21 protein-coding genes are annotated in these 23,925 nt (G+C 65.7%); 6 read left to right on the forward strand and 15 right to left on the reverse strand.

What is annotated here, in order from left to right; all coding sequences use genetic code 11:
- Positions 1–2 precede the first annotated feature (2 nt).
- The 5 genes from ubiB to NX778_RS11150 form a co-directional block, all read right to left on the reverse strand.
- Entirely contained in the window at positions 3–1,571 is a 1,569-nt protein-coding gene (ubiB, locus tag NX778_RS11130; RefSeq protein WP_258811813.1) for a ubiquinone biosynthesis regulatory protein kinase UbiB, read from the reverse strand.
- Positions 1,571–2,224, reverse strand: a complete 654-nt coding sequence (locus NX778_RS11135) for a ubiquinone biosynthesis accessory factor UbiJ (RefSeq protein ID WP_258811814.1) — start codon at positions 2,222–2,224, stop codon at positions 1,571–1,573. The genes ubiB and NX778_RS11135 overlap by 1 nt, the downstream gene beginning before the upstream one ends.
- 104 nt (positions 2,225–2,328) lie before the next feature.
- On the reverse strand, positions 2,329–3,294 hold the full coding sequence (locus tag NX778_RS11140; RefSeq protein WP_258811815.1) for a Tim44 domain-containing protein: 966 nt from the start codon (positions 3,292–3,294) through the stop codon (positions 2,329–2,331).
- A gap of 8 nt (positions 3,295–3,302) precedes the next feature.
- On the reverse strand, positions 3,303–4,037 hold the full coding sequence (gene ubiE, locus NX778_RS11145) for a bifunctional demethylmenaquinone methyltransferase/2-methoxy-6-polyprenyl-1,4-benzoquinol methylase UbiE (protein WP_258811816.1): 735 nt from the start codon (positions 4,035–4,037) through the stop codon (positions 3,303–3,305).
- Between the two features lie 81 nt (positions 4,038–4,118).
- The gene (locus tag NX778_RS11150; RefSeq protein ID WP_258811817.1) at positions 4,119–5,702 is read right to left on the reverse strand and encodes a rhamnogalacturonan lyase B N-terminal domain-containing protein; all 1,584 of its coding nucleotides are present in this window, start codon (positions 5,700–5,702) and stop codon (positions 4,119–4,121) included.
- A 299-nt stretch (positions 5,703–6,001) separates the two neighbouring features.
- Here NX778_RS11150 and NX778_RS11155 point away from each other — a divergent pair, with 299 nt between their 5' ends.
- Positions 6,002–8,179 carry a hybrid sensor histidine kinase/response regulator gene (locus tag NX778_RS11155; protein ID WP_258811818.1) on the forward strand — a complete coding sequence of 726 codons (2,178 nt, stop codon included), beginning with the start codon at positions 6,002–6,004 and terminating at the stop codon, positions 8,177–8,179.
- Positions 8,180–8,189: 10 nt separating this feature from the next.
- Here the strand turns inward: NX778_RS11155 and NX778_RS11160 are convergent, their stop codons facing one another.
- The 4 genes from NX778_RS11160 to NX778_RS11175 all read right to left on the reverse strand — a co-directional run bounded on the left by NX778_RS11160 (position 8,190) and on the right by NX778_RS11175 (position 13,860).
- Entirely contained in the window at positions 8,190–8,606 is a 417-nt protein-coding gene (locus tag NX778_RS11160; RefSeq protein ID WP_258811819.1) for a gamma-butyrobetaine hydroxylase family protein, read from the reverse strand.
- Between the two features lie 113 nt (positions 8,607–8,719).
- A complete protein-coding gene (locus NX778_RS11165) occupies positions 8,720–9,142 on the reverse strand; it encodes an HIT family protein (protein ID WP_258811820.1) in 423 nt (140 codons plus the stop codon).
- The gene (locus NX778_RS11170; protein ID WP_258811821.1) at positions 9,139–13,149 is read right to left on the reverse strand and encodes a DUF3683 domain-containing protein; all 4,011 of its coding nucleotides are present in this window, start codon (positions 13,147–13,149) and stop codon (positions 9,139–9,141) included. Before NX778_RS11170 ends, NX778_RS11165 begins: the two co-directional genes overlap by 4 nt.
- A 207-nt stretch (positions 13,150–13,356) precedes the next feature.
- A complete protein-coding gene (locus tag NX778_RS11175; RefSeq protein ID WP_258811822.1) occupies positions 13,357–13,860 on the reverse strand; it encodes a YqaA family protein in 504 nt (167 codons plus the stop codon).
- 196 nt (positions 13,861–14,056) lie between these two features.
- Between NX778_RS11175 and ilvA the strand changes: the two genes are divergently transcribed.
- Together ilvA and queF are read left to right on the forward strand one after the other, a co-directional pair.
- Positions 14,057–15,592 (forward strand): threonine ammonia-lyase, biosynthetic, encoded by a 1,536-nt coding sequence (gene ilvA / locus NX778_RS11180; RefSeq protein WP_258811823.1) that lies wholly within the window; start codon positions 14,057–14,059, stop codon positions 15,590–15,592.
- Between the two features lie 146 nt (positions 15,593–15,738).
- Complete coding sequence (queF, locus tag NX778_RS11185) at positions 15,739–16,569, forward strand: NADPH-dependent 7-cyano-7-deazaguanine reductase QueF (protein WP_258812170.1); 831 nt, start codon at positions 15,739–15,741, stop codon at positions 16,567–16,569.
- Here the strand turns inward: queF and NX778_RS11190 are convergent.
- On the reverse strand, positions 16,524–16,757 hold the full coding sequence (locus NX778_RS11190; RefSeq protein WP_258811824.1) for a hypothetical protein: 234 nt from the start codon (positions 16,755–16,757) through the stop codon (positions 16,524–16,526). The genes queF and NX778_RS11190 overlap by 46 nt on opposite strands.
- A 229-nt stretch (positions 16,758–16,986) precedes the next feature.
- Here NX778_RS11190 and NX778_RS11195 point away from each other — a divergent pair, with 229 nt between their 5' ends.
- The 3 genes from NX778_RS11195 to rapZ all read left to right on the forward strand — a co-directional run bounded on the left by NX778_RS11195 (position 16,987) and on the right by rapZ (position 19,489).
- Positions 16,987–17,469, forward strand: coding sequence for a PTS sugar transporter subunit IIA (locus tag NX778_RS11195; RefSeq protein ID WP_258811825.1), 483 nt, complete (start codon positions 16,987–16,989; stop codon positions 17,467–17,469).
- A gap of 44 nt (positions 17,470–17,513) precedes the next feature.
- Positions 17,514–18,449 carry an HPr(Ser) kinase/phosphatase gene (hprK, locus tag NX778_RS11200; RefSeq protein WP_258811826.1) on the forward strand — a complete coding sequence of 312 codons (936 nt, stop codon included), beginning with the start codon at positions 17,514–17,516 and terminating at the stop codon, positions 18,447–18,449.
- A gap of 176 nt (positions 18,450–18,625) precedes the next feature.
- Entirely contained in the window at positions 18,626–19,489 is an 864-nt protein-coding gene (gene rapZ, locus NX778_RS11205) for an RNase adapter RapZ (protein WP_258811827.1), read from the forward strand.
- A gap of 34 nt (positions 19,490–19,523) precedes the next feature.
- On the opposite strand, the gene NX778_RS11210 is transcribed toward rapZ, so the two are convergent.
- The 5 genes from NX778_RS11210 to lptA all read right to left on the reverse strand — a co-directional run bounded on the left by NX778_RS11210 (position 19,524) and on the right by lptA (position 23,924).
- Positions 19,524–20,609 carry an enoyl-CoA hydratase/isomerase family protein gene (locus tag NX778_RS11210; RefSeq protein ID WP_258811828.1) on the reverse strand — a complete coding sequence of 362 codons (1,086 nt, stop codon included), beginning with the start codon at positions 20,607–20,609 and terminating at the stop codon, positions 19,524–19,526.
- 107 nt (positions 20,610–20,716) lie between these two features.
- Positions 20,717–21,070, reverse strand: coding sequence for a ribosome hibernation-promoting factor, HPF/YfiA family (gene hpf, locus NX778_RS11215; protein ID WP_258811829.1), 354 nt, complete (start codon positions 21,068–21,070; stop codon positions 20,717–20,719).
- A gap of 59 nt (positions 21,071–21,129) precedes the next feature.
- On the reverse strand, positions 21,130–22,590 hold the full coding sequence (locus NX778_RS11220; RefSeq protein WP_258811830.1) for an RNA polymerase factor sigma-54: 1,461 nt from the start codon (positions 22,588–22,590) through the stop codon (positions 21,130–21,132).
- Positions 22,591–22,599: 9 nt separating this feature from the next.
- Positions 22,600–23,358: an LPS export ABC transporter ATP-binding protein gene (lptB, locus tag NX778_RS11225; protein WP_258811831.1), complete on the reverse strand. Its 759-nt coding sequence runs from the start codon at positions 23,356–23,358 to the stop codon at positions 22,600–22,602.
- A complete protein-coding gene (lptA, locus tag NX778_RS11230) occupies positions 23,358–23,924 on the reverse strand; it encodes a lipopolysaccharide transport periplasmic protein LptA (RefSeq protein ID WP_258811832.1) in 567 nt (188 codons plus the stop codon). Before lptA ends, lptB begins: the two co-directional genes overlap by 1 nt.
- Between the last annotated feature and the right edge of the window lies 1 nt (position 23,925).

Genomic DNA, 23,925 nt, shown 5'->3' on the forward strand with positions numbered 1-23,925 from the left:
GCTCAGCCCCGCATCCACCACGAGCCGTACAGGTAGGTGATCGCCACCGCCGAGAACAGCAGGCCGAGCAAGCTCGCCACGAAGACCAGCACGCGGTTGGTGCGCTTCTGGTGGTGCAGCAACTCCATGATCAGGGCCGAGTCGGCCACTTCCATATCCGTGGTCTGCTGCAGCGCCTGGTATACGAGGCGGGGCAGCTGCGGGAAGATGTGGGCGAAGCGCGGCGCCTCGGCGCGCAGGCGTTCCAGCGCGCCGCGCCAGCCGACCTGCTCGTTCATCCAGCGCTCCAGATAGGGCTTGGCAGTCTTCCACAGGTCGAGGTCGGGGTCGAGCTGGCGGCCCAGGCCCTCGATATTGAGCATGGTCTTTTGCAGCAGCACCAGTTGCGGCTGCACCTCGACGTTGAAGCGGCGCGAGGTCTGGAACAGGCGCAGCAGCACCTGGCCGAAGGAGATGTCCTTCAGCGGCCGGTCGAAGATCGGCTCGCAGCAGGCGCGCACCGCCGATTCCAGCTCATCCACGCGGGTGTCCTTCGGCGCCCAGCCCGATTCGATGTGGGCCTCGGCCACGCGCTTGTAGTCGCGGCGGAAGAAGGCGATGAAGTTCTGCGCCAGGTAGTCCTTGTCGAAATCGTTCAGGGTGCCGACGATGCCGAAGTCGAGCGCGATGTAGCGGCCGAAGGTGGCGGGGTCGGTCGACACCAGGATATTCCCGGGGTGCATGTCCGCGTGGAAGAAGCCGTCACGGAACACCTGGGTGAAGAAGATCTCCACCCCGTCCGAGGACAATTTCTTCAGGTCGACGCCGGCCTCGGCCAGCCGGTCGATCTGCGACACCGGGATGCCGTCCATGCGCTCCATCACGATCACGCTGTTGGAGCAATAGTCCCAGTACATCTCCGGCACCATCAGCAGGTCGGAGTTGGCGAAGTTGCGGCGCAGCTGGCTGGCGTTGGCGGCCTCGCGCATCAGGTCCAGTTCGTCGTGCAGGTATTTGTCGAACTCGGCCACCACTTCGCGCGGCTTCAGCCGGCGGCTCTCGGACCACACGCGCTCGATCAGGCCGGCGGCGATGTGCATCAGCGCGACGTCTTCGTCGATCGACTTCTTCATGCCCGGGCGCAGCACCTTGACGGCGACTTCCTTGCCGTTCTTCAGCGTGGCGAAGTGGACCTGGGCGATCGAGGCCGAGGCCACCGGCACCCGGTCGAAGCGTGCGAACAATTGATCCGGGTGGGCGCCGAGGGCCCGCGTGATCTGGGCGATCGCGATGTCGGAATCGAAGGGCGGCACGCGGTCCTGCAGCAGGGCCAGCTCGTCGGCGATATCGGGCGGCATCAGGTCACGCCGGGTCGACAGCACCTGGCCGAACTTGACGAAGATCGGGCCCAGTTCCTCCAGCGCCATGCGCAGGCGCACGCCGCGCGGGGCCGAGATGTTCCGCCAGAAGAACAGCTTGTCGATCAGCTTGGCGGTGCGCGGCACCGGCAGGCCGGAGATGGCGATCTCGTCGAGGCCGTAGCGGGTGGCGACGGTGAGGATTTTCAGCAGGCGCAGGAATTTCAGGATCATCAGCGGTCCGGGGTGGTGGCGCCGTCGGGGCGGGTGGCGGCGGCCAGCTTCTGCTCCAGCCGGGCGATGCGCTTGTCGAGGCGCTCGACGTCGTCGCGGGTGCGCGTCACGTCGTCGGTGAATTGTTCGACCACGGCCGGACGCACCAGCACCGGGTTCTCTTCCAGCAGGTACTCGGCGACGTTCTCGGCCAGGCGGCGGCCGGTGGCGGCGGCGCCGCCGAAGGCGCTCCTGGCGCCGCCGACGAGGCGGGACGCGCCGATCGGGCCGAACAGGCGCTCGGCGTCGTGCTCGGCGTCCCAGCGCAGGCCCTTGGACAGGGTCGAGATGGTGTTGGCGAATTCGGCGTCACCCTCGATCCGCACATACGAGAAGGCGCGGTCGCGGTTCTGCGCGATCAGCGGCAGGTCGGCCAGCTTGAGGTGGATGGTGACCTTGGCCGGATCTTCGCTATTGCTGTTCTCCAGCATGCCGTCGCGCGCGACCCGCATGCGCAGTTGCAGGTGGCCGGTGTCGAAGCAGGCTTCCTTGCCCGCATGCAGGGCGAGCGCGTCGCGCGCCCAGGCCTCCTGGGCCAGCAGGTGGTTGATCGCGGCAATCGCCGGCGCCGCCAGGGCACGCTGCGGCGACGGGAACGGAGAACTCGGGGCCATCTGGATCGCTTCTCAAATAAAAACCGCCCGGCGGGTGGCGGGCGGTCTCGATCTTACCAGTTTGCCGAGCGCAATTACGTGCGCCCGGCACAGCTGGCGACAAATTACTGCAGCTGCTGGAGACCCGCCAGCACCCAGCCGCCCGCGCCGGACAGCGGCTTGGACAGGTTCCACACCTCGGTGAACGGTTCCGGCGCGGCGCCCGGCGCGGTGCGGATCGTGCCGTTGAACTGCACGCTGGCCAGGTAGTCGCGCTCGCTGGTCTCGATGCCGAGCAGCTGGGCATCGATCGACACCACGTCGGTGAAGTCGTTGGCGTTGCGTTCCAGGATCTGGGTCTTGAGTTCGGCGAACACTTCCGGCGTGGCGAATTCGCGCAGGTCCTGCACGTCGCCCTTGTCCCAGGCCGCCTGCAGGCGGATGAACATGGCCTTCGCCTCGCGCAGGAAGCCGTGGGTATCGAAATCGGCCGGCACGCCCCAGGGCTGGTGCGCCACGGCGGGCGCGGCGCCCTGGTTCAGGCCGGAGCCGATGTCAGGCGTGCCGCCGCCCTGGAAGGCGTTTGGCTGCTGCCATGCCGGTTCGCGGTTCATGCCGGAGCCGATCTCGGGCGTGGCCGAGGCCGGATACGGCTCCGAGCTGTAGCCCTGGAACGGGGTATTGGCCGGGGTGTCCTTGCGGCGGAACATGCGCACGATGAACACCACCGCCAGCACCAGCAGGCCGATCATCAGCAGCGAGGACAGGCCGCTGGCCAGCGCGCCGCCGATTCCGAAGTGGCTGAACAGGGCGCCCAGGCCCAGGCCAAGCAGCGCGCCGCCAAGCACGTTTTTCCACATGCTCGGACGCGGCTGGGGAATCTGCTGCTGCGGCGCCGGCGCCGGACGGTATTGCGGGCTCTGCTGCGGCGTCTGGGCAGGCGCCGGGGCCGGGGCCGGGCGCGGCATCTGGCGCACCGATTGCGACTGGCGGCCGAACGAGCGGCCACCGCCCATCGGGCGCGCCAGCACATCCGCCATCATCGACAGCGCGGTGATCGCCAACATCAGCGTGACCAAGAATTTTTTCATCGATCTTCCTAGAGTTTGATGCCGGTATGCAGTGCCGCCACACCAGCGGTCAGGTTAAAGTACTGCACGCGTTCCAGCCCCGCCGTTTCCATCATCCCCTTCAGCGTTTCCTGGTCCGGATGCATCCGGATCGATTCGGCCAGGTAGCGATAGCTGTCGGCATCGTCGGCGATCTGCTTGCCCAGCCACGGCAGCACCGAGAACGAATACACGTCATACGGCTTCTGCAGCGGCGCGGCCACCTTCGAGAACTCCAGCACCAGCAACTTGCCGCCCGGCTTCAGCACGCGGCGCATTTCCGCCAGTGCCTGGTCCTTGTGCGTCATGTTGCGCAGGCCAAAGGCCACGCTTACCCGGTCGAAATAGTTGTCAGGGAACGGCAACTTTTCCGCGTCACACAGCAATGTTGGGGTGACAAGGCCCTTGTTCAAGAGGCGGTCGCGGCCAACCCGCAGCATCGACTCGTTGATGTCGGTGAGCCACACTTCGCCGCTGGGGCCGGCCTGCCTGGCGAAGGCCTTGGCCAGGTCGCCGGTGCCGCCGGCGATGTCGAGCACCTTGAAGCCGGGACGAATGCCGGCCTGGGCGATGGTGAACATCTTCCAGACGCGGTGCAGGCCGGCCGACATCAGGTCGTTCATGATGTCGTACTTGGCGGCCACGGAGTGGAAGACCTTGGCGACCTCGTGGACCTTCTGGTCCTCGGAAACGGTCTTGTAGCCGAAATGGGTGGTGTTGGTCATGATGCGGCAAGCCGGATTGATGTTGCCGCATTATACAAGCCGGGCGTCCGCGCTGGCGCGGGCCCGGCCTGTGAGACTTCCTTACAGCATGTCGAGTGCGTCGTACGAGAAGCCCGGGCTCAGGAAAGCCGTCCCGGACGAGCCGGAGATCGCATTGATCGTCAGGGTATTGGTCCCGACGACAAAGGCGGTCGAGGGCACCGGGAAGGTGAAGGTCGTGTTGTTGCCGCGGTAGGTGCCGATGGTCAGGCTGCGCGAACTCGGCTGGGTGGACGCGGCCGGGTTGGACGAGCTCCAGCTGTTGACCTGGATCTGCGGCCGGCCGCTGGCATACGCGGCGGTGATGCCGATGCGGATCGTGTGGGCGGCGATCTGGGCCGCGGTCAGGTTGAAGGTCACCGTGGTCGGGTTGTTGACCCCGGTCTTCCACTGGGCGGCCGGGAAGGTGGTGAAGGCCGAGCCGACGCTGTAGCTGACCGGTCCCCACGCTGCATTGCGCACGTCGGACGGGTGCATGACGTTGATGCTGGTTCCGTTCATGAACTCGAGCGGCGTGCCGTCCCAATCGCCGATGCGCCACAGGGCGGTCGTGGCCGACGGATCGTTATTGATGGCGCGCGACGGCAGCGAAGTGGTCGAGCCGGCGGTCACCGTGACCTGCTCCGTATAGACCGCCAGCTGGCCCTTGTACACGGTCATCGTGTACGTGCCCGCCTTCATGTCCGACAGCGAGAACGCGCCGCTCGACGTGGCCGTGGCCCAGTATTGCGCGGCCGAGTTGGCGAAGCCGACCGTGTAGCTGTAGCTCGCGTCCATGCCGGTCAGCCCGGCGCCGCTGGCGCCGCCGCGGCCAGTCGCATCGACCCAGCCCTGCAGGCCCTGCGTGCTCATCCAGCTCATGTCGGGCACCGCCGGCGTCGTGCTGCCGTCATTGAAGACCAGCGCATACGGGCCGTGGAAGCCGGTGCGGAAGGCTTCGGTCTGGTTGTGGCCGGAATTCATGTAGTTGTAGACGTGGACGTCCCCGCCCGGATTGTTGGTTTCCGGGAAGCCGGTCTGGTTCTGGATGTCGTGGAAGAAGGGGCCGCCGGAACTGCTCTCGCGGTTGCCGTAGGCCATGAAGACGCCGATGCCGCTCCCGGTCACGCCGCGGATGGCCAGGTCCTTGGCTGCCTGGTTGCCGTAGTACTTGGAACGCGTGGTGCCGTCGGCCATGCCATAGATGTCGGTGCTTTCGATGGCGCCGGTGTTGCCGGTCAGGTTGGATTCGGCCGGCACGCCGGTGAAGACCGACTTGGCCAGGCGGGTTACCCAGCGCAGTTCGCCGACCGTGGGCTCGGCCGAAATGTAGGTGCCCATGTAGATGGCGTTGTCGTTCTGGCGCACCAGCATGTAGTGGGTCAGCGTCGAGGTCGGGATGGTGATCTTGGCCACCGTGCCGTTCACCGAGTAGCTGGCCGCCGCGCCGAGGCCGGAACTGATCTGCGAGAACTTGTCCTGGGCCTGCAGTTCCGGTCCGCAGTTGTAGGTGATCGAGGTGATGTCCCCGCTCGACTGGTTCACCTTGAACACCAGCCCCGCGCCGCTCGATACGGTGAGATAACCGCTTGCCGCCGTCACGCCGAACGCGGGCGTCGTACATGATGTTGCGGTGCTCGTTGCCAACAGCTGCGGCGCCGACGACGCGCTCGTCGAGCCGCCGCCTCCGCATGCCGTCAATCCTGCCAAGATCAATGCGCTACCTGAAACAGTCTTCCAAATCGACTTCAACATAGCTCCTCCTGTGGGTGGGACAACAGGAAAAATGTACATATCTGTCAATTACGAAAGACATAACGCCGGCCCGTGCACTGTCAATACTCATCAAATTGAGCGGAGGACGCGACCCAGGACGAAATCGGGCGAAATTAAGTTTCAATCTGTGTAATATTGTTGTCTTTCCGTATCTTCCGGCCTGTCGCCCGATGCGCATTCGCACCCGCCTCCTGATCCTGGTGCTGTCCGTGCTGGTCCCGTCCTTCATCGCGGCGGGGCTGGCGATCCTGTTCGTGTTCGAAGAACAGCGGCAGGCCCAGGCCAGCAGCGTGGCGGAAACCACGCGGGCCTTCGCCCTGCTGGTCGACAGCGAGCTGCAGAGCAAGGCCGCGCTGCTGCGGGCGCTGGCGGCGGCGCCCGCGCTGGCGCGCACCGACCTGGCCGAGTTCTACGTGCACGCGCGCCAGGTCACGCCGACCTCCGACGAAGCCGTCGTGCTGTTCAGCCTGGAGGGCAGGCAGCTGCTCAACACGCGCTTGCCGCTAGGCAGCCCGCTGCCGCTGCGCCACTACTCGAACCTGGCCGACCTGATGCGCGAGAGCGGCGATGAGGACGCGCTGGTGTCCGACCTGTTCCTGGCGCCGGTCACGCACAAGCACGAATTCTCGATCCAGGTGCCGGTGACCGATGGCGTGCAGGTCCGCTATCACCTCGCACTGGGGCTGGATGCAGGCATGATGGAGCGGCTGATCACGCGCCAGCACCTGCGCGACGATCCCGTCATCACGATCCTGGACCGCAACGGCATGGTGGTCGCGCGCTCGGTCAACGGCGCCAGATACACCGGCACGCTGGCGCGCGAACGGACCCGCCGGGCGGTCCGCGCCGCGACTGAAGGCAGCTACGACATCGTCAATATGGAAAACGTGCCGGTGCAGGTGTTCTTCAACACCGTGCCCAGTTCCGGCTGGAAGGTCCTGATCAGCGTGCCCAAGCGCGACATCCAGCGCGCGCCGGCCCATGCGGCCGCGATGCTCGGCGTGGCGATGGCCGTGCTGCTGGCGCTCGGCACGCTGGCGGCGCGCTGGCTGTCAAACCGCGCGCTGGAACCGATCGACTACCTGGGCCGCGCCGCGCGCAAGCTGGGCCAGGGCGAGGAACTGCTGCACGAGCCGCAAGGCCTGCCCGAAATCGACACGGTGGCGCAACAGATGGCCCACGCCAGCACCCTGATCCGCCACGCCAAGCACGACCTGGAACAGCGCGTGGCCGAAGCGGTGGCCGCCACCGAACACGCGCAGGGCGCCCTGCTCAAGAGCCAGAAGCTGGAAGCGCTGGGGCGGCTCACCGGCGGCATCGCGCACGAGTTCAACAACCTGCTGCAAACGCTGACCACGGCGCTGCAGGCGATCGAGCTGATGTCCACGCAGGCGCCGATCAAGAACCTGGTCCAGACCAGCATGCGCACCGTGCGCCGCGCCGCCGCGCTGACCGGCCAGCTCGGCTCCTTCGGCCGGCTGCAGGAGGCGCGGCTGGTCACGATCGACGTGGAGGCGCAGATCGGCAGCGCCGCGCAGCTGATACAAGGGGCGCTCGGTCCGGGCATCCGGCTGGAGGTGGCGTGCGCGCCGGGACTGTGGCCGGTCACCACAGAGCCGCTCCAGTTCGACCTCGCGCTGCTGAACCTGGCCATCAATGCGCGCGACGCGATGCCCGGCGGCGGCCTGCTGCGCATCGAGGCGCAGAATGTCGCACCCTTTGATGGGGCCGGGCGCGGGGAGGTGCGCATCCGCGTGGCGGACAGCGGCGCCGGCATGGCGCCGGAGGTGCTGGCGCGCGCGCTCGATCCCTTCTTCACCACCAAGCCGCAGGGCCAGGGCAGCGGCCTTGGCCTCGCGCAGGCCTATGCTTTCGCGACCCAGTCACAGGGACGGCTGCAGCTCGACAGCGCGCCGGGCGCAGGTACCCGCGTCGACATCTTCCTGCCGCGCGCACTGGACGCCGTGGCGCCGCGCCAGGCCGACGACGCGCACGCGGTGCCGGCCAAGGGCGGCGGCACGGTGCTGTTCGTGGAAGACGACCCGCTGGTGCGCGAAGCGGTCGCGCCGGCCCTGCGCAGTTGCGGCTTCGAGGTGCTGGTGGCGGAGGATGGCGATACGGCGCTGCGCATGCTGGAACAGGGCGCGCGGCCGGATGTGGTGTTCTCGGACATCGTCATGCCGGGCACGGTCGGCGGGATCGAACTGGCCGGCATCGTGCGCGAACGCTTCCCCGGTTTGCGGGTGGTGCTGGCAAGCGGCTACACCGAACGGCAGGCCGCGATCCCCGGCGTGCGGGTGCTGGCCAAGCCGTATGCGATCGAGCAGGTGGTGGAGCTGCTGCGCTAGCCGCTCTTGATCAGTGGTGGTGGCCGCAGCCTTTTGGTGCGGGTGCGCCGGGAAGCACGGTGCCGGTCGCGCGGCCGGTTTCTTCATCAAAGCCGGCGGCCTGCAGGCGGCGCACATAATCCTGCCACAGGGCTTGCTGTTCGCTGCCCAGCTTGTACAGGTAGTCCCAGGTGAAGATGCCGGTGGTGTGGCCGTCGGTGAACAGCGGGCGCACGGCGTAGTTACCGACCGGTTCGATGCCGTCGATGGTGACCTCGCGCTTGCCGACCTGGAGCACTTCCTGGCCGGGGCCGTGGCCCTTCACTTCGGCCGAGGGCGAGTAGACGCGCATCAGTTCGAAGGGGATCGAGAAGGCGGCGCCGTCGTCGAAGGCGATGTCGAGCAGGCGGGATTTCTGGTGGACGGTCAGGGAGGTTGGGTTAGCCATACTGTTTATACCGTTTAGTTTCCCCGTCGTTCCCGCGCAGGCGGGAGCCCATGGACCGCGTGACTGCACGCTCAGCATGGGTCCCCGCCAGCGCGGGGACGACGGTATTGGGGTTAGCGGCTATTCAAGCGCTCTGCGATCAGCTGCGCAAGCCGTGGCAACTTCTCGCGCCGCGGCGCCAGCGACTCCTCGTCCGGCTCGCGCACGGCCGCAGCCCACACCGGATTCGGGAAGTGCACATCATCCACATAGCGCGGAATGACGTGCCAGTGCAGGTGCGGCACCACATTGCCCAGGCTGGCGAGATTGACCTTGTCCGGGTCCATCACTTCGCGCACCGCCATCTCGACCTGGTGCACCGTTTCGTTCAGCAGCGCGCGGTCTTGCGCCGACAAATCGCTCATCTCGCGCACATGCTCGTTCCAGATCACCCGGCAGAAGCCCGGGTAATTCGCATCGTTCACCGCGATCACCGACAGCTTGGCATCGCGGTACAGCGCCGGCCCGGTCAGGCCGCACAGTTCGCACACCGTCATACCAGCACCCTTTCGATGCCGCCGTTGTTGGCGCGCGCCACGTACTCGGGCATCCAGTCCTCGCCCAGCAGGTGCCGCGCAATCTCGACCACGATGTAGTCCGCATCCGTGCCAGCATCTTCATTGTAGCGGTGCAGGCCCTGCAGGCAGGACGGGCAGCTGGTCAGGATCTTGACCTTGCCGTCGAAGCCGTCCTCGCGCAGCTTGTCCGCGCCCTTCTCCATCTCCTGCGCCTTGCGGAACTTGACCTGGGTCGAGATATCCGGGCGCGACACCGCGAAGGTGCCCGACTCGCCGCAGCAGCGGTCATTCTTCTCGATCTTCACGTTGTCGACCGTGGTCACCAGCGCGTTGACGGTCTTGACCGAGTCCTGCAGCTTCATCGGATTGTGGCACGGCTCGTGGTACATGTAACGGGTGCCGGTCACGCCTTCGAGCTTGACGCCCTTCTCGAGCAGGTACTCATGGATGTCCATGATGCGGCAGCCCGGGAAGATCTTTTCGAATTCATAGGTCGCGAGCTGGTCGTAGCAGGTGCCGCAGGAGACCAGCACGGTCTTGATGTCGAGGTAGTTCAGCGTGTTGGCCATGCGGTGGAACAGCACGCGGTTATCCGTCATCATCTTGTCGGCCTTGTCGTACTGGCCGGCGCCGCGTTGCGGATAGCCGCAGCACAGGTAGCCCGGCGGCAGCACGGTCTGCACGCCCACTTCCCACAGCATCGCCTGGGTCGCGAGGCCGACCTGCGAGAACAGGCGCTCGGAGCCGCAGCCCGGGAAGTAGAACACCGCTTCCGTATCGGCGTTGGTGGTCTTCGGGTTGCGGATGATCGGGATGACCTTGTCGTCCTCGATATCCAGCAGCGCGCGCGCCGTTTTCTTGGGCAGGTTGCCCGGCATCTTGCGGTTGATGAAGTGGATCACCTGCTCGCGCACCGGCGCCTTGCCGGTGGTCGGCGGCGGCGCCTTCTTCTGCGGCGCGGCCACTTTCTTGAGCACGCTGGCGCCGAGGCGCTGGGCCTTGAAGCCCCAGTCGATCATCGTCTTGCGCGTCGCGTTGATGGTGGTCGGGTCGGTCGCGTTCAGGAAGAACATGGCGGCGCGGTTGGCCGGCTTGAAGCTGCGCTTGTCCATCTTGCGCAGCAGGTTACGCATGTTCATCGAGACGTCGCCGAAGTCGATGTTGACCGGGCACGGCGTCACGCACTTGTGGCACACGGTGCAGTGGTCGGACACGTCCTCGAACTCTTCCCAGTGGCGGATCGACACGCCGCGGCGGGTCTGCTCTTCGTACAGGAAGGCTTCGATCAGCGCCGAGGTGGCGAGGATCTTGTCGCGCGGCGAGTACAGCAGGTTCGCGCGCGGCACGTGGGTGGTGCACACCGGCTTGCACTTCCCGCAGCGCAGGCAATCCTTGACGCTGTTGGCGATGGCGCCGATGTCGCTCTGCTGCATGATCAGCGATTCGTGGCCCATCAGGCCGAACGACGGCGTATAGGCGTTGCGCAGGTCGGCGTAGGAAGTCTCGCTGTTGAGCAGCTTGCCCTTGTTGAAGCGCCCTTCCGGGTCGATGCGCAGCTTGTATTCGCGGAAATCGCGGATCTCGTCTTCGGTCAGGAATTCGAGCTTGGTGATGCCGATGCCGTGCTCGCCCGAGATCACGCCGTCCAGCGAACGCGCCAGCTTCATGATGCGCTCGACGGCCTTGTGCGCGTCCTGCAGCATCGCGTAGTCGTCCGAGTTCACCGGGATGTTGGTGTGGACGTTGCCGTCGCCGGCGTGCATGTGCAGCGCGACAAACACGCGCGAACGCAGTATCTGCTTGTGGATCTCGGTGCAGGCTTCCAGGATCGGCGTGAACGCGGCGCCGGAGAACAGCTGGCGCAGCGGCGCGCGCAGTTCCTGCTTCCACGAGACGCGCACGGTGTGGTCCTGCACGACGTCGAACAGCTTCGCATCCGGCTGCTTGTCGAGGCGCGCGGCGAAGGCGGCGTCGTGCTGCGCCAGCCCGAATTGTTCGAGCTGGGCGCGGGCGGCGGCCAGCGGCAGGTCCAGGTTGTCGCGCAGCCAGCGCCAGCGCGCGGCCACGCCGGCCAGCAGGTCGAGCGCCTGCGCCGGGCGGTCGCCCAGGATCTCGTCGGCGTCCACGCCTTCGCTGCCGGTGTCGTCGCTCTTCGCGACCGGCAGCGCGCCGGCGGTGAACCAGGCGTGCAGCTCGTCCAGCAGCTGCAGCTTGTTCTTGATCGACAGCTCGATGTTGATGCGCTCGATGCCGTCGGTGTACTCGCCCATGCGGTTCAGCGGGATGACCACGTCCTCGTTGATCTTGAAGGCGTTGGTGTGCTTGGCGATGGCGGCGGTGCGGGCGCGGTCGAGCCAGAACTTCTTGCGCGCTTCGGCCGAGACGGCGATGAAGCCCTCGCCCACGCGGGTGTTCGCGAGGCGCACCACTTCGGAGGCGGCCTGCGCGACCGCGTTCTCGTCGTCGCCGACGATGTCGCCGAACAACGCCATCTTGGGCAGCGTGCCGCGCTTCGATTTGGTGGCGTAGCCGACCGCGCGCAGGTAGCGTTCGTCGAGGTGCTCCAGGCCCGCCAGGCGCAGGGTCTCGAAGCCCGGCTTGCCGCTGGCCGGCAGGCTGTCGAGGTAGTCCTTGATCTCGACGATCGAGGGAATCGCATCGCGCGCCTGGCCGAAGAATTCCAGCGCCACGGTGCGGGTGTGCTTGGGCATCTTGTGCAGGATCCAGCGCGCGGAGGTGATCAGGCCGTCCGTGCCTTCTTTCTGGATGCCCGGCAGGCCGGCCAGGAATTTGTCGGTGACGTCCTTGCCCAGGCCCTCCTTGCGGAAGCGGCGCCCCTCGATGCTCAGGGTCTCGGTGCGGAACGGCGCGTCCTTGGCGGCGCCTTTCGGCGTCGGGTGCGTCCATTCGAGCTGGAACACGGCCACCGGCGTATCGTGGATCTTGCCGAGGTTGTGGTCGATGCGGGTCACTTCGAGCCAGTCGCCGTTCGGGTCGACCATGCGCCACGAGGCCAGGTTGTCGAGCGCGGTGCCCCACAACACGGCCTTCTTGCCGCCGGCGTTCATCGCGATGTTCCCGCCGATGCAGGAGGCGTGCGCCGAGGTCGGGTCGACCGCGAACACGAAGCCGGCTTTTTCGGCGGCCTGCGACACGCGCTGGGTGACCACGCCGGCGCCGGTGAAGATGGTCGCGTAGTCACGCTCCACGCCGGGCAGACGCGACATCTCGACGTCGCCGAGGTCGATCAGCTTTTCGGTGTTGATCACGGCCGACAGCGGCGTGAGCGGGATCGCGCCGCCGGTGTAGCCGGTGCCGCCGCCGCGCGGGATGATGGTCAGCCCAAGCTCGATGCAGCCCTTCACCAGGCCGGCCATTTCGTCCTCGCCGTCCGGCATCAGCACCACGAAGGGATACTCGACGCGCCAGTCGGTGGCGTCGGTCACGTGCGAGGTGCGGTGCATGCCGTCGAAACGGATGTTGTGCTTGTCGGTGTAGCGGCCCAGCACCTTGAGCGCGCGCTTGCGCAGGTCATAGGTCGACTGGAACTCGCGCGCGAAATCGTCGACGGCGCGGCGTGCGGCGGTGAGCAGCTGCTCGACCGCGGCGCTGCGGGCGCTGGCGGCCGCCGGGTCGGCCTCGCCGGCATCGACCATCAGGCGCCGCTTGTCCACTTCGCCGAGGCGGTGGTGCAGGGCGTCGATCAGCTTCTGGCGGCGCTTGGGATTGTCCAGCAGGTCATCCTGCAGGTAGGGATTACGCCGCACCACCCAGATATCGCCCAGCACCTCGTACAGCATGCGCGCGGAGCGGCCGGTCTGGCGTGCGTCGCGCAGTTCGTCGAGCAGGCGCCACGAGGGCTCGCCCAGCAGGCGGATCACGATCTCGCGGTCGGAAAAAGAGGTGTAGTTGTACGGGATCTCGCGCAGACGCGCGGGATTGGCGGTGTCTTCGAGCAGGGCGTTGAGGTTTGCGGGGGCGTTCATGAATGGGAATCGACAGTCGGACAGGCCCGGTGAGACCGTCCATTCTAGCTTATTGCGCTGCACCACGCATGGCTATAGTTATTTCATTGGAAGGGTTGGCGCAATAAAATCATGCAACTGAACGGCCTGAGCGAATACCATTCGACAAGCATGGGTTTATTTCGGCTTTTATCTGGCAGCAAATAGCCACAAGCAAAGACTCTACCGTTAGCCGGTGGCCTGGGAGAGGAACTGGCCGATGCTTTGCCAGATGCCGTCCGGGACGTAGAGCAAGGCCGCCGTCATGGTCACATACCTTGCGAACTTGCCAATCGCCATATACGTGATGCTCGGCCAGAACGGCAGGTGCAGCCAGCCCGCCAGCGTGCACAGCGGATCGCCGATCCCCGGCACCCAGGACAGCAGCATGGTCTTCGGCCCGAAGCGCTCTAGCCAGTGGAACCAGCGGGTCTTGCGTTCCTTGGCGAAGGTGGTCTTGGCGCGGTGCCCCAGCACATAGTCGAAGGCGCCGCCCAGGGTGTTGCCCAGCGTGCCGACCAGGATCACCGGCCAGAACATGGCCGGATTCGCCTTCACCACCGCGAACACGGCCGGCTCCGATCCCAAGGGCAGCAAGGTCGCGGAAACAAAACTGACGATGAACACCGAGGTCAGGCCGACGGCGGGCGCGGCAAGGATCTTCAGGAGCCAGACGATGGCGGTTTCGATCATGGGGAAAGCAATGCAGGCAGAGGCGCGAGGCCTCCATTATAATGATCCAACGCATCAGGCCTCGACACGGTTCAGCTGGCTGCAACCCAGCCCGGCTCTACCGCACTGCACGCCTCGGCCAACAGCCAAGCAGGACAGTCTCGCGTCGTCCCCGCAATCTCTCTGGGCATTTGTCCAGCATACCTTGTTGCAGACCATGACTACCGACTACCTCAAGAAAATCCTGACCGCCCGCGTCTACGACGTGGCCCAGGAAACCCCGCTGGACCTGGCTCCCACCCTGTCGCAACGGATGGACAACCACATCTATTTCAAGCGCGAGGACATGCAAAGCGTGTTCAGCTTCAAGCTGCGCGGGGCCTACAACAAGATGGCGAACCTGTCCCCGGAACAACTGAAGCGCGGCGTGATTTGCGCCTCGGCCGGCAACCACGCGCAAGGCGTCGCGCTGTCCGCGGCCAAGCTCGGCTGCCGGGCGCTGATCGTGATGCCGACCACCACCCCGCTGGTGAAGATCGAGGCGGTCAAGGCGCGCGGCGGCGCGGCGGTGGAAGTGGTGCTGCATGGCGAGTCCTACACCGACGCCTACAACCATGCGCTGACGCTGGAACAGGAACAGCGCCTGACCTTCGTGCATCCCTTCGACGACCCGGACGTGATCGCCGGCCAGGGCACGATCGGCATGGAGATCCTGCGCCAGCATTCGGGCCCGATCCACGCGGTGTTCGTGGCGATCGGCGGCGGCGGCCTGGTGGCCGGCATCGGCGCCTACATCAAGGCGGTGCGCCCGGACATCAAGGTGATCGGCGTGCAGACCGTCGATTCGGACGCGATGGCGAGGAGCCTGAAGGCGGGCGAGCGCGTGGCGCTGTCCGACGTCGGCCTGTTCTCGGACGGCACCGCGGTCAAGCTGGTGGGCGCCGAGACCTTCCGCGTCGCCCAGAAGGTGGTGGACGAGATCGTGATCGTCGACACCGACGCGATCTGCGCCGCGATCCAGGACGTGTTCCAGGACACCCGCAGCATCCTCGAACCGGCTGGCGCGCTGGCGATCGCGGGCGCCAAGGCCTACGTCGAGCGTTCGCAGCTGACGCGCGAGCCGATCAAGGGCGAGACCCTGGTGGCGGTGGCCTGCGGCGCCAACATGAACTTCGACCGCCTGCGCTTCGTGGCCGAGCGCGCCGAAGTGGGCGAATCGCGCGAGGCGGTGCTTGCGGTGACGATCCCCGAGCAGCGCGGCAGCTTCAAGCGCTTCTGCGCGGTGGTCGGCCCGCGCAACGTCACCGAGTTCAACTACCGCGTCAGCGACGAACGCCAGGCCCACGTGTTCGTGGGCGTGCAGGTGGGCAGCCGCGACGAGCCGGTGCAGCTGGTGCGCGAGTTCGAGAGCAATGGCTTCGCCGCGCTCGACCTGACGCATGACGAGCTGGCCAAGCTGCACATCCGCCACCTGGTCGGCGGCAAGAGCACGCTGGCGCATGATGAATTGCTGTATCGTTTCGAGTTCCCCGAGCGCCCGGGCGCTCTGATGCGCTTCCTCGACAGCATGGCGCCAAACTGGAATATCTCCCTGTTCCACTACCGGAACCAGGGCGGCGACGTGGGCCGCATCCTGGTCGGCTTGCAGGTACCGAAGGACGAGATGGACGAGTTCCGCGCCTTCCTCGCGGGGCTGGGCTACCGCCACTGGGATGAGAGCGCGAATCCGGTGTACAAGCTGTTTTTAGGTTAAAGTCCGCCTAACCCCGTCGTCCCCGCGCAGGCGGGGACCCATAGAACGCTTGCAAGTGGCGCTAGCCGCAGTACTGCAAGCTCAGCATGGGTCCCCGCCTGCGCGGGGACGACGTTTTGAAGGGGCGGATATTTTTGATGACGATGATGACCAACACACCTGACCAATCCCCGCTCGGCAAGAGCTCCGCCTACCGCACCGATTACGCGCCAGAGCTGCTGTTCCCGATCCCGCGCCAGCAAAAGCGCGAGGAGCTGGGCATTGCCGGCACCCTGCCCTTTTTCGGCGTCGACCTCTGGAACGCCTACGAAATCTCGTGGCTGAACATGCGCGGCAAGCCGCAGGTGGCGATCGCGACGATGTCGGTGCCGGCCGATTCGCCCAACATCATCGAATCGAAATCCTTCAAGCTCTACCTGAACTCCTTCAACCAGACCCGCCTCGCCAACACCGATGCCCTGCTGGCCCTGCTGCGCGAGGACCTGTCCACCGCGGTCGGCGCGCCGGTGCACATCGCGCTGTCCACGCCGGAAGCCTTCGGCCAGGTGAAAATGGGCGAGCTCGACGGCCTGCTGCTGGACCGCCTCGACATCGAGGTCGACAGCTATACCCCGGCGCCGCAACTGCTGAAGGCCAATTTTGACGAGGCGATAATCGAGGAGACCCTGGTGTCGCACCTGCTCAAGTCGAACTGCCTGGTCACCGGCCAGCCGGACTGGGCCAGCGTGCAGATCCACTACGCCGGTCCCCAGATCGACCAGGAAGGCCTGCTGCGCTACCTGATCGGCTTCCGCGAACACAACGAATTCCACGAGCAATGTGTCGAGCGCATCTTCATGGACGTGCTGCGCCAGTGCAAACCGACCAAGCTCGCCGTCTACGCCCGCTACACCCGCCGCGGCGGCCTTGACATCAATCCCTGGCGCAGCAACTACAGCGGCCCGCCGCCGCGCAACTTGCGCACCGCGCGCCAGTAAGCCTTGATCTCGCGCAAAGCCCGGCCGCGCCGCGCTTGACGGGTGTTTCCATAGGGGAATACTGTGGCGCGGCGCACGATGCCCACCTGCTGCCGAAGCGTGTCGACATCGGTCGCGCGGGCGCGAAAACAACAAGCCGCATCCGTGCGATGATTGACTAAAGTTTTGGCAGAACTGGTGTAAAACATGGCCAAACAGCGCCACTCATGGTCTTTCGTGCGTGGGACATTGATTTATGTGAGGTAAATTGCGTCGGCCGCGACGGGCTCGCCCCCTGGGGGAGTCGAACAGTTTTGTCGGTTCCGAAACACCCGCTCGCCGGCGCGATGCGGGCGCATCGAAATCGAATTACACAGGCGAAAAACCGGCCTATAATTCTGGCTCGCAAGGACCGTTGTGCACCGCACCATCAGTAAAATGACGAACTTAAGCAAAATCCTGGCACCCGAGAACGTACTCCTCGACATCGAGGTGTCCAGCAAGAAGCGCGCCTTCGAACAAGCGGGTCTGATCTTCGAGAACAACTGCGGCATCGCCCGTTCCACGGTCTCGGACAACCTGTTCGCGCGCGAGCGCCTCGGTTCGACCGGCCTCGGTCACGGCGTCGCCGTCCCGCACGGGCGCATCAAGGGCAGCAAGAGCCTGAAAGCGCCGCTGGCCGCCTTCGTGCGCCTGAAGGACCCGATCCCGTTCGAGTCGCCCGACGGCGAGCCGGTCAGCCTGCTGTTCTTCCTGCTGATCCCGGACCACGTCACCCAGCAGCACCTCGAAATCCTGTCCGAGATTGCCGAACTGTTCTCCGACGAAGCGGTCCGCACGGCGTTGGCCACCGACCCGGATCCGAAGTCGGTGCACGAGCGCATCATCAACTGGCAACCCAGCCTGCAGGCCTTGGGATAAACTTGGCAGGCTGCCAAGCCGGCAGCCGCCACCTCCAGACAAACATGCTCCAGACCCCGCTGACGATACAACGCCTGTTCGACGACAACCGCGAGTCCCTGCAACTGGGATGGTTCGCAGGCTTTCCCGGCGGGGAGCGGCTGATTTCCGGCGACGCCGTCTCGGCCGCCGACCAGGTCGGCCACCTGAACCTGATCCACCCGGGCCGCATCCAGGTGTTCGGCCACCAGGAGCTGAACTATTACCACCGGCTCAAGTCGAGCACGCGCAGCCACGTCATCGGCGAGCTGATCGCGGGCGGCCCGCCGGCGCTGATCATCGCGCAGGGGCTGGAGACGCCGCCCGACATCCTCGCCATCTGCGACGAGCAGAACATCCCGCTGTTCTCGACCCCGCTGCCGGCGGCGCAGGTGATCGACTTCCTGCGCGTCTACCTGTCCAAGAAGCTGGCGCAGCGCGTGATCATGCATGGCGTGTTCATGGACGTGCTGGGCGTGGGCGTGCTGATCACCGGCGACTCGGGCCTCGGCAAGAGCGAGCTGGGCCTGGAACTGATCTCGCGCTCGCACGGCCTGGTGGCCGACGACGCCGTCGAATTCTCGCGCATCGCGCCCAACATGATCGAGGGCCGCTGCCCGCCGCTGCTGCAGAACCTGCTCGAAGTGCGCGGCCTGGGCCTGCTGGACATCAAGGCGATCTTCGGCGAGACCGCGGTGCGCCGCAAGATGCGCCTGAAACTGATCGTCCACCTCGTGCGGCGCGGCGCGATGGAAGAGGAAGTGGAGCGCCTGCCCTTCCACGTGCCGACCCAGGAAGTGCTGGGACTGCCGATCCGCAAGGTCGTGATCCCGGTCGCGGCCGGCCGCAACATCGCGGTGCTGCTGGAGGCCGCGGTGCGTAACACCATCCTGCAGCTGCGCGGTATCGACACGCTGCAGGAGTTCACCGAGCGCCAACGTCAGGCAATGTCAGGAGACTAGGCCTGAATCAGGAGTTCGCCCTTGCAAGGCGAACCGTTCCGCAGGCAATGTTTGGAGACTAGGCGTGGCCCCCTGCTCCGCCGGGCGAATCTCCGGTGACTAAAGTTCAATAACGCAGAACAATGAGTGGTAGCTAAGCGACAAATCGCGTATTGATGCGGTATCATCGCCGCATCATGCGCATTGTCCTTATCACCGGCATTTCGGGCTCCGGTAAATCGGTCGCCCTGAACGTCCTGGAAGACGCAGGCTATTACTGCGTCGACAACCTCCCCCCGCCCCTGCTGCCACCGCTGGTCCAGGCCGTCGACCGCGACGGCACCGACAAGCTGGCGGTCGCGGTCGACGCCCGCAGCGCCGAGTCGCTGGTCGACCTGCCGGGCAATATCGCCAAGCTCAAGGAGCAAGGGCACGACGTGCGCGTCATGTTCCTGACGTCGAACACCCATTCGCTGGTGGCGCGTTTTTCGGAGACCCGGCGCAGCCATCCGCTGTCGCACGAGCTGCATCCGGGCGAGAACCCGGCCTCGCGCCGCACCCTGATCGAATGCATCGCGGAAGAACGCGAGCGGCTGTCGGAGATCGAGAACCTCGGGCATCTGATCGACACCTCCGAGCTGTCGGCCAACAAGCTGCGCTCCTGGGTGCGCGAGCTGGCGGAAGTCGAGCGCGCGCCGCTGACCTTGTACTTCGAATCGTTCGCGTTCAAGGTGGGCGTGCCGCTGGATGCGGACTTCGTGTTCGACGTGCGCGCGATTCCGAATCCCTACTACGACCTGACCCTGCGCCCGCTGACGGGCAAGGATGCGCCGGTGATCGCCTTCCTCGAAGCGCAGCCTAGCGCGAACGAGATGCTGCAGGATATCCGCAACTTCATCGCGAAGTGGCTGCCCTCATTCAAGACGGATAACCGGAGTTACCTGACCGTGGCGGTCGGGTGCACGGGCGGGCAGCACCGGTCGGTATATATGGCGGAGCGGCTGGCGTCCTACTTCAGCGCGACGGAGCGGGTGGTGGTGCGGCATCGCGAGCAGGCATAATCCCTTCCAGCATCGCTACCGCCCCTCTTTTACCTTAAGCGAGATGGCGCAGCGGATGCGCGTAGTCCGGCCACACCGGCTCGAAGAAGCGCTCCACCATCTCCGGCGTCACCTCCTCCACGGTCGCCGGATTCCACTTCGGCGCATTGTCCTTGTCGATCACCAGCGCGCGCACGCCCTCCAGCACTTCGCCATTCTCGAAATTGCGCCGCACCACCGAACGCTCCATGCGCAGGCAGTCCGCCACGCCCAGCTTCGCGCCGCGTGCCAGCAGCTCGCCGGTCACGCACATCATCAGGGGCGAACGCTGGCGCATCGCCGACAGCGCCTTCTGCGCGAACACGCTGTCGTCCTTCTCCAGCGATGCCATCACCTCAGCCACGGTGGGTAACACGAAGTGCGTATCGATCGCCTCGCGGTTCTCCGCCAGGTCGCTCTCCCCCACCCGGTCCATGTAGGGCTGCGCGAAACCACGGACCGATTCGTCCAGCGTATCGCCCGGCGAATTGTCGATCACGCGGTTGAGCGCTTCCAGCTGGTCGGCCGGCACGAACACATCGGCCAGTCCCGCGTACAGCGCATCGGCAGCCCCGATGGTCAGCCCGGTCAAGCCGAGGTAGCGGCCCAGCTGCCCCGGCGCGTGCGACAGGAAATGGCTGCCGCCGACGTCCGGGAACAGGCCGATGTTCACCTCCGGCATGGCCATCTTGGTGCGGTCCGTGACGATGCGCAGCCCGCATTCCGGGCCGCCCTGCGCGATGCCCATGCCGCCGCCCATCACCACGCCATCCATCAGCGCGATGTAGGGCTTCGGGTAGAAATGGATCAGGTGGTTGAGCGCGTATTCTTCGGTGAAGAAGTCTTCCAGCAGCGCGCTGCCGCCGGTCGGGGTCGCGCGGCCGACGTCGTAGAAGAAGCGGATGTCGCCGCCTGCGCACAATGCCTTCTCGCTGCTGCTGCGGATGAGCACCGCGGCCACGCCCGCATCGTCGCGCCATGCCAGCAGGGTACGGGTGAGCGTGCGCACCATGTCGAGCGACAGCGAATTGAGGGCCTTGGGACGGTCGAGCGTGATGATGCCGGTGCGGTTCGATACGCGAGTCTGGACGTGGTCGCTCATGATGAAAACGAGTGTAGAAAAGACATCCATTCTACCGCGCCCGCCACCCGGCCCGCCAATTGAAAAGGGCGCCAAAAGCGCCCTCAGCTTGGTCCGGCCTTGCAGCCTTATGCGGTAGCGGTGGCTCCGCCCTCAGGCATTCGCTTGTGGCCTTCGTGCGCGTGACTGCGCACAATCGTCTTGTGTTTCACAACCTGGCGGTCCAGCCGGTCCATCAGTAGGTCGATGGCAGCGTACAGGTCTTGCGCGACACTTTCGAGATGCAAAGTCTTGCCCGGCACCTGAATATTGATTTCAGCTTTCTGCCGTTTCTCTTTTTCTGTGAGGTTGTCGATGGCGAGGATGACGTGGGTGGCAATCACCTGGTCGAAATGGCGGGTAATGCGTTCGAGCTTGTTCTGTACGTAGTCACGGATGGAGGGAGTTACATCGAGATGATGTCCACTGATTGTGAGATTCATACACACTCCTTAAGTCAATTGCGACACGTTCTCACGCAATGCGGAGGGGAACGGTGCTGTTACAAGGATTTGCGGAGGGCGACGGGGGGGATTTTGAGTGCTTCGCGGTATTTCGCAACGGTGCGACGCGCAACAACCATTCCTTGTTCCCCTAGCATTTCCGCGATCTTGCTGTCGGATAATGGATTCTTAGGGTCTTCTGCTCCTGTCAGTTGCGCTATCAGTGCCCGGATCGCCGTCGACGATGCTTCTCCTCCCGCTTCCGTCGCGACGTGGCTACCGAAAAAGTACTTCAGCTCGAACATGCCGTGCGGGGTCAGCATGAACTTCTGCGTTGTAACACGAGAAATTGTGCTCTCGTGTAGACCTAGTGTATCAGCAATCTCGCGCAAAACAAGGGGTCGCATGGCAACCGCGCCGTGGGAGAAAAAATTGCGCTGCCGTTCCACGATGGCCTGGGACACGCGCAGGATGGTGTCGAAGCGCTGGCGCATATTCTTGATGAGCCACTTGGCTTCCTGCAGCTGGCTTCCCATGCCGGCCTCGCCCTTCGACTGCTTCAGCATGGAACTGTATAAACTGTTTATACGAAGCTTGGGGATCACTTCCTGGTTCAGGCTCACGCTCCAGCCGCCCTTGGCGCGCCGCACGATCACGTCCGGCACCACGTAGTCCGACGCGTTGGTGGCGAACGCCGCGCCGGGATGCGGATTGCAGCGCCGGATCGCGGCCTGGGCCTCGCGCAGGTCCTCGTCGTCGCAGTCGAGCGTCTTCTTGAGCTTGTTGAATTCGCGCTGGGCGAACCAGGCCAGGTGGTGCTCGACGATGGTCAGCGCCAGCCGCCGCGTCACCAGCGGCACCCCCGGCAGGCGGCGCAGCTGCAGCGCCAGGCATTCGGAGGCGCTGCGCGCGCCCACGCCGGCCGGCTCCAGGCTCCGTACCAGCGCCAGCGCGCAGCGCATCTCGTCCTCCTCGATCTCCAGCTCTTCCGGCAGGCGCGCGTGGATCTCTTCCAGCGGCTCTTCCAGATAGCCGTTGTCGTCCAGCGCGTCGATCACCAGCTCGGCCAGGGCGCGGTCGCGCGCCGACAGGCTGGTCATGCGCACCTGCTCCATCAGATGCTCGCGCAGGGTGGCGCCGCAGGCTTCCAGCTGCGGACGGCCGTCCTCGCCTTCCTCGCCCTGGCGCGCGCCGCCGCCCTCGCCCCAGTCGGCGTCGGCCTGCACCTCGCCGCGCTCGTCGGCAGGCTCGAACGGTTCCGGCTCGCCGCCCTCTTCCGCGGGCGCGGCGGGCGTCTCCGACGGCTGGCCGGGCGCGCTGTTGATGGCGCCATCGGCCAGCAGCCGCACCGAGCGGTCGAGCGGATCGTCGAGCCGTTCCAGCAGCGGGTTGTCGGTCAGGATCTGCTCCAGCTCCTGATGCAGCTCGAGCGTCGACAGCTGCAGCAGCCGGATCGACTGCTGCAGCTGCGGCGTGAGCGCCAGGTGCTGCGACGTGCGAAGTTGGAGCGATTGCTTCATGGCCGCCGCTTACATGCGGAAGTGTTCACCAAGGTAGACGCGGCGCACCGACTCGTTGGCGATGATGTCGTCCGGGCGGCCGGACGCGAGCACCGCGCCCTGGTTGATGATGTAGGCGCGGTCGCAGATGCCGAGCGTCTCGCGCACATTGTGGTCGGTGATCAGCACGCCGATGCCGCGCTCCTTCAGGAAGCGCACGATGCGCTGGATCTCGATCACCGCGATCGGGTCGACGCCGGCGAAGGGCTCGTCCAGCAGCACGAAGCGCGGGTTGGTGGCCAGCGCGCGCGCGATCTCCACGCGGCGGCGCTCGCCGCCCGACAGCGACAGCGCCGGGTTCTCGCGCAGCTTCTCGATCTGCAGCTCGGCCAGCAGGGTGTCGAGGCGTTCGTTGATCTCGTTCCTGGACAGCGGCTTGCCCTGCTCGTTGTGCTGCAGTTCGAGCACGGCGCGGATGTTCTCTTCCACCGTCAGCTTGCGGAACACCGAGGCTTCCTGCGGCAGGTAGGACAGGCCCAGCACGGCGCGCCGGTGGATCGGCAGGCTGGAGATGTCGGTGCCGTCGATGTCGATCTCGCCCGCGTCCGACGGCACCAGGCCGACGATCATGTAGAACGAGGTGGTCTTGCCGGCGCCGTTGGGGCCGAGCAGGCCGACCACCTCGCCGCAGTCCACGTGCAGCGACACGTCGCGCACCACCAGGCGCTTGCCGTAGCTCTTTTGCAGTCCCTTGACGACCAGGGTGCTGGCGTTTGCGCACACTTCCATTATTGCTTCCCTGCCGGCGCCGGCGCGGCTGCCGCCGCGGTGCGGCGCGGTTCAAAGATCACCGTGGTACGGCCGTTGCCCTGTTTCGATTCGCCGCTGGCGTCATTGCGCAGCGCCGCCACTTCCTTGCGGTTGTCGTAGGAGATGAACTGGCCGTCCATCTCGTTGGTCAGCTTGCCGTTCTCGAGCTGCTTGACCACGGCGTTGTTGAACAGCTTGACGATCTCGGTGCGCTCGTCGTATTCGATGCGCGAGGCCTGCCCCTCGACCCACAGGTCGGGACCGCCGTCGCGCTTCTGGCGGAAGGTGGCGAACTTGCCGGGCGCCGAGGTCAGCACCACGGCCATATAGCCTTCCGGCGTTTGCGACACCACCGCCTTGTCGGACTTGATCAAGAGCGTGCCGCGGGTGATCACCACGTCGCCCACCGCGACGGTGTTGCCGGAGACTTGATCGGAATCGACCGTCACGGCCGACACCTTGGCCTGCTTGAGCGAGTCGGCCCGCTCGGCATGGGCCGCCAGCGCGATCAGCGACAGCATGGCGGCAGCGATAATTGTTTTCATA

Source organism: Massilia terrae (assembly GCF_024753145.1).
GTDB classification, from domain to species: Bacteria; Pseudomonadota; Gammaproteobacteria; order Burkholderiales; family Burkholderiaceae_D; genus Telluria; species Telluria terrae.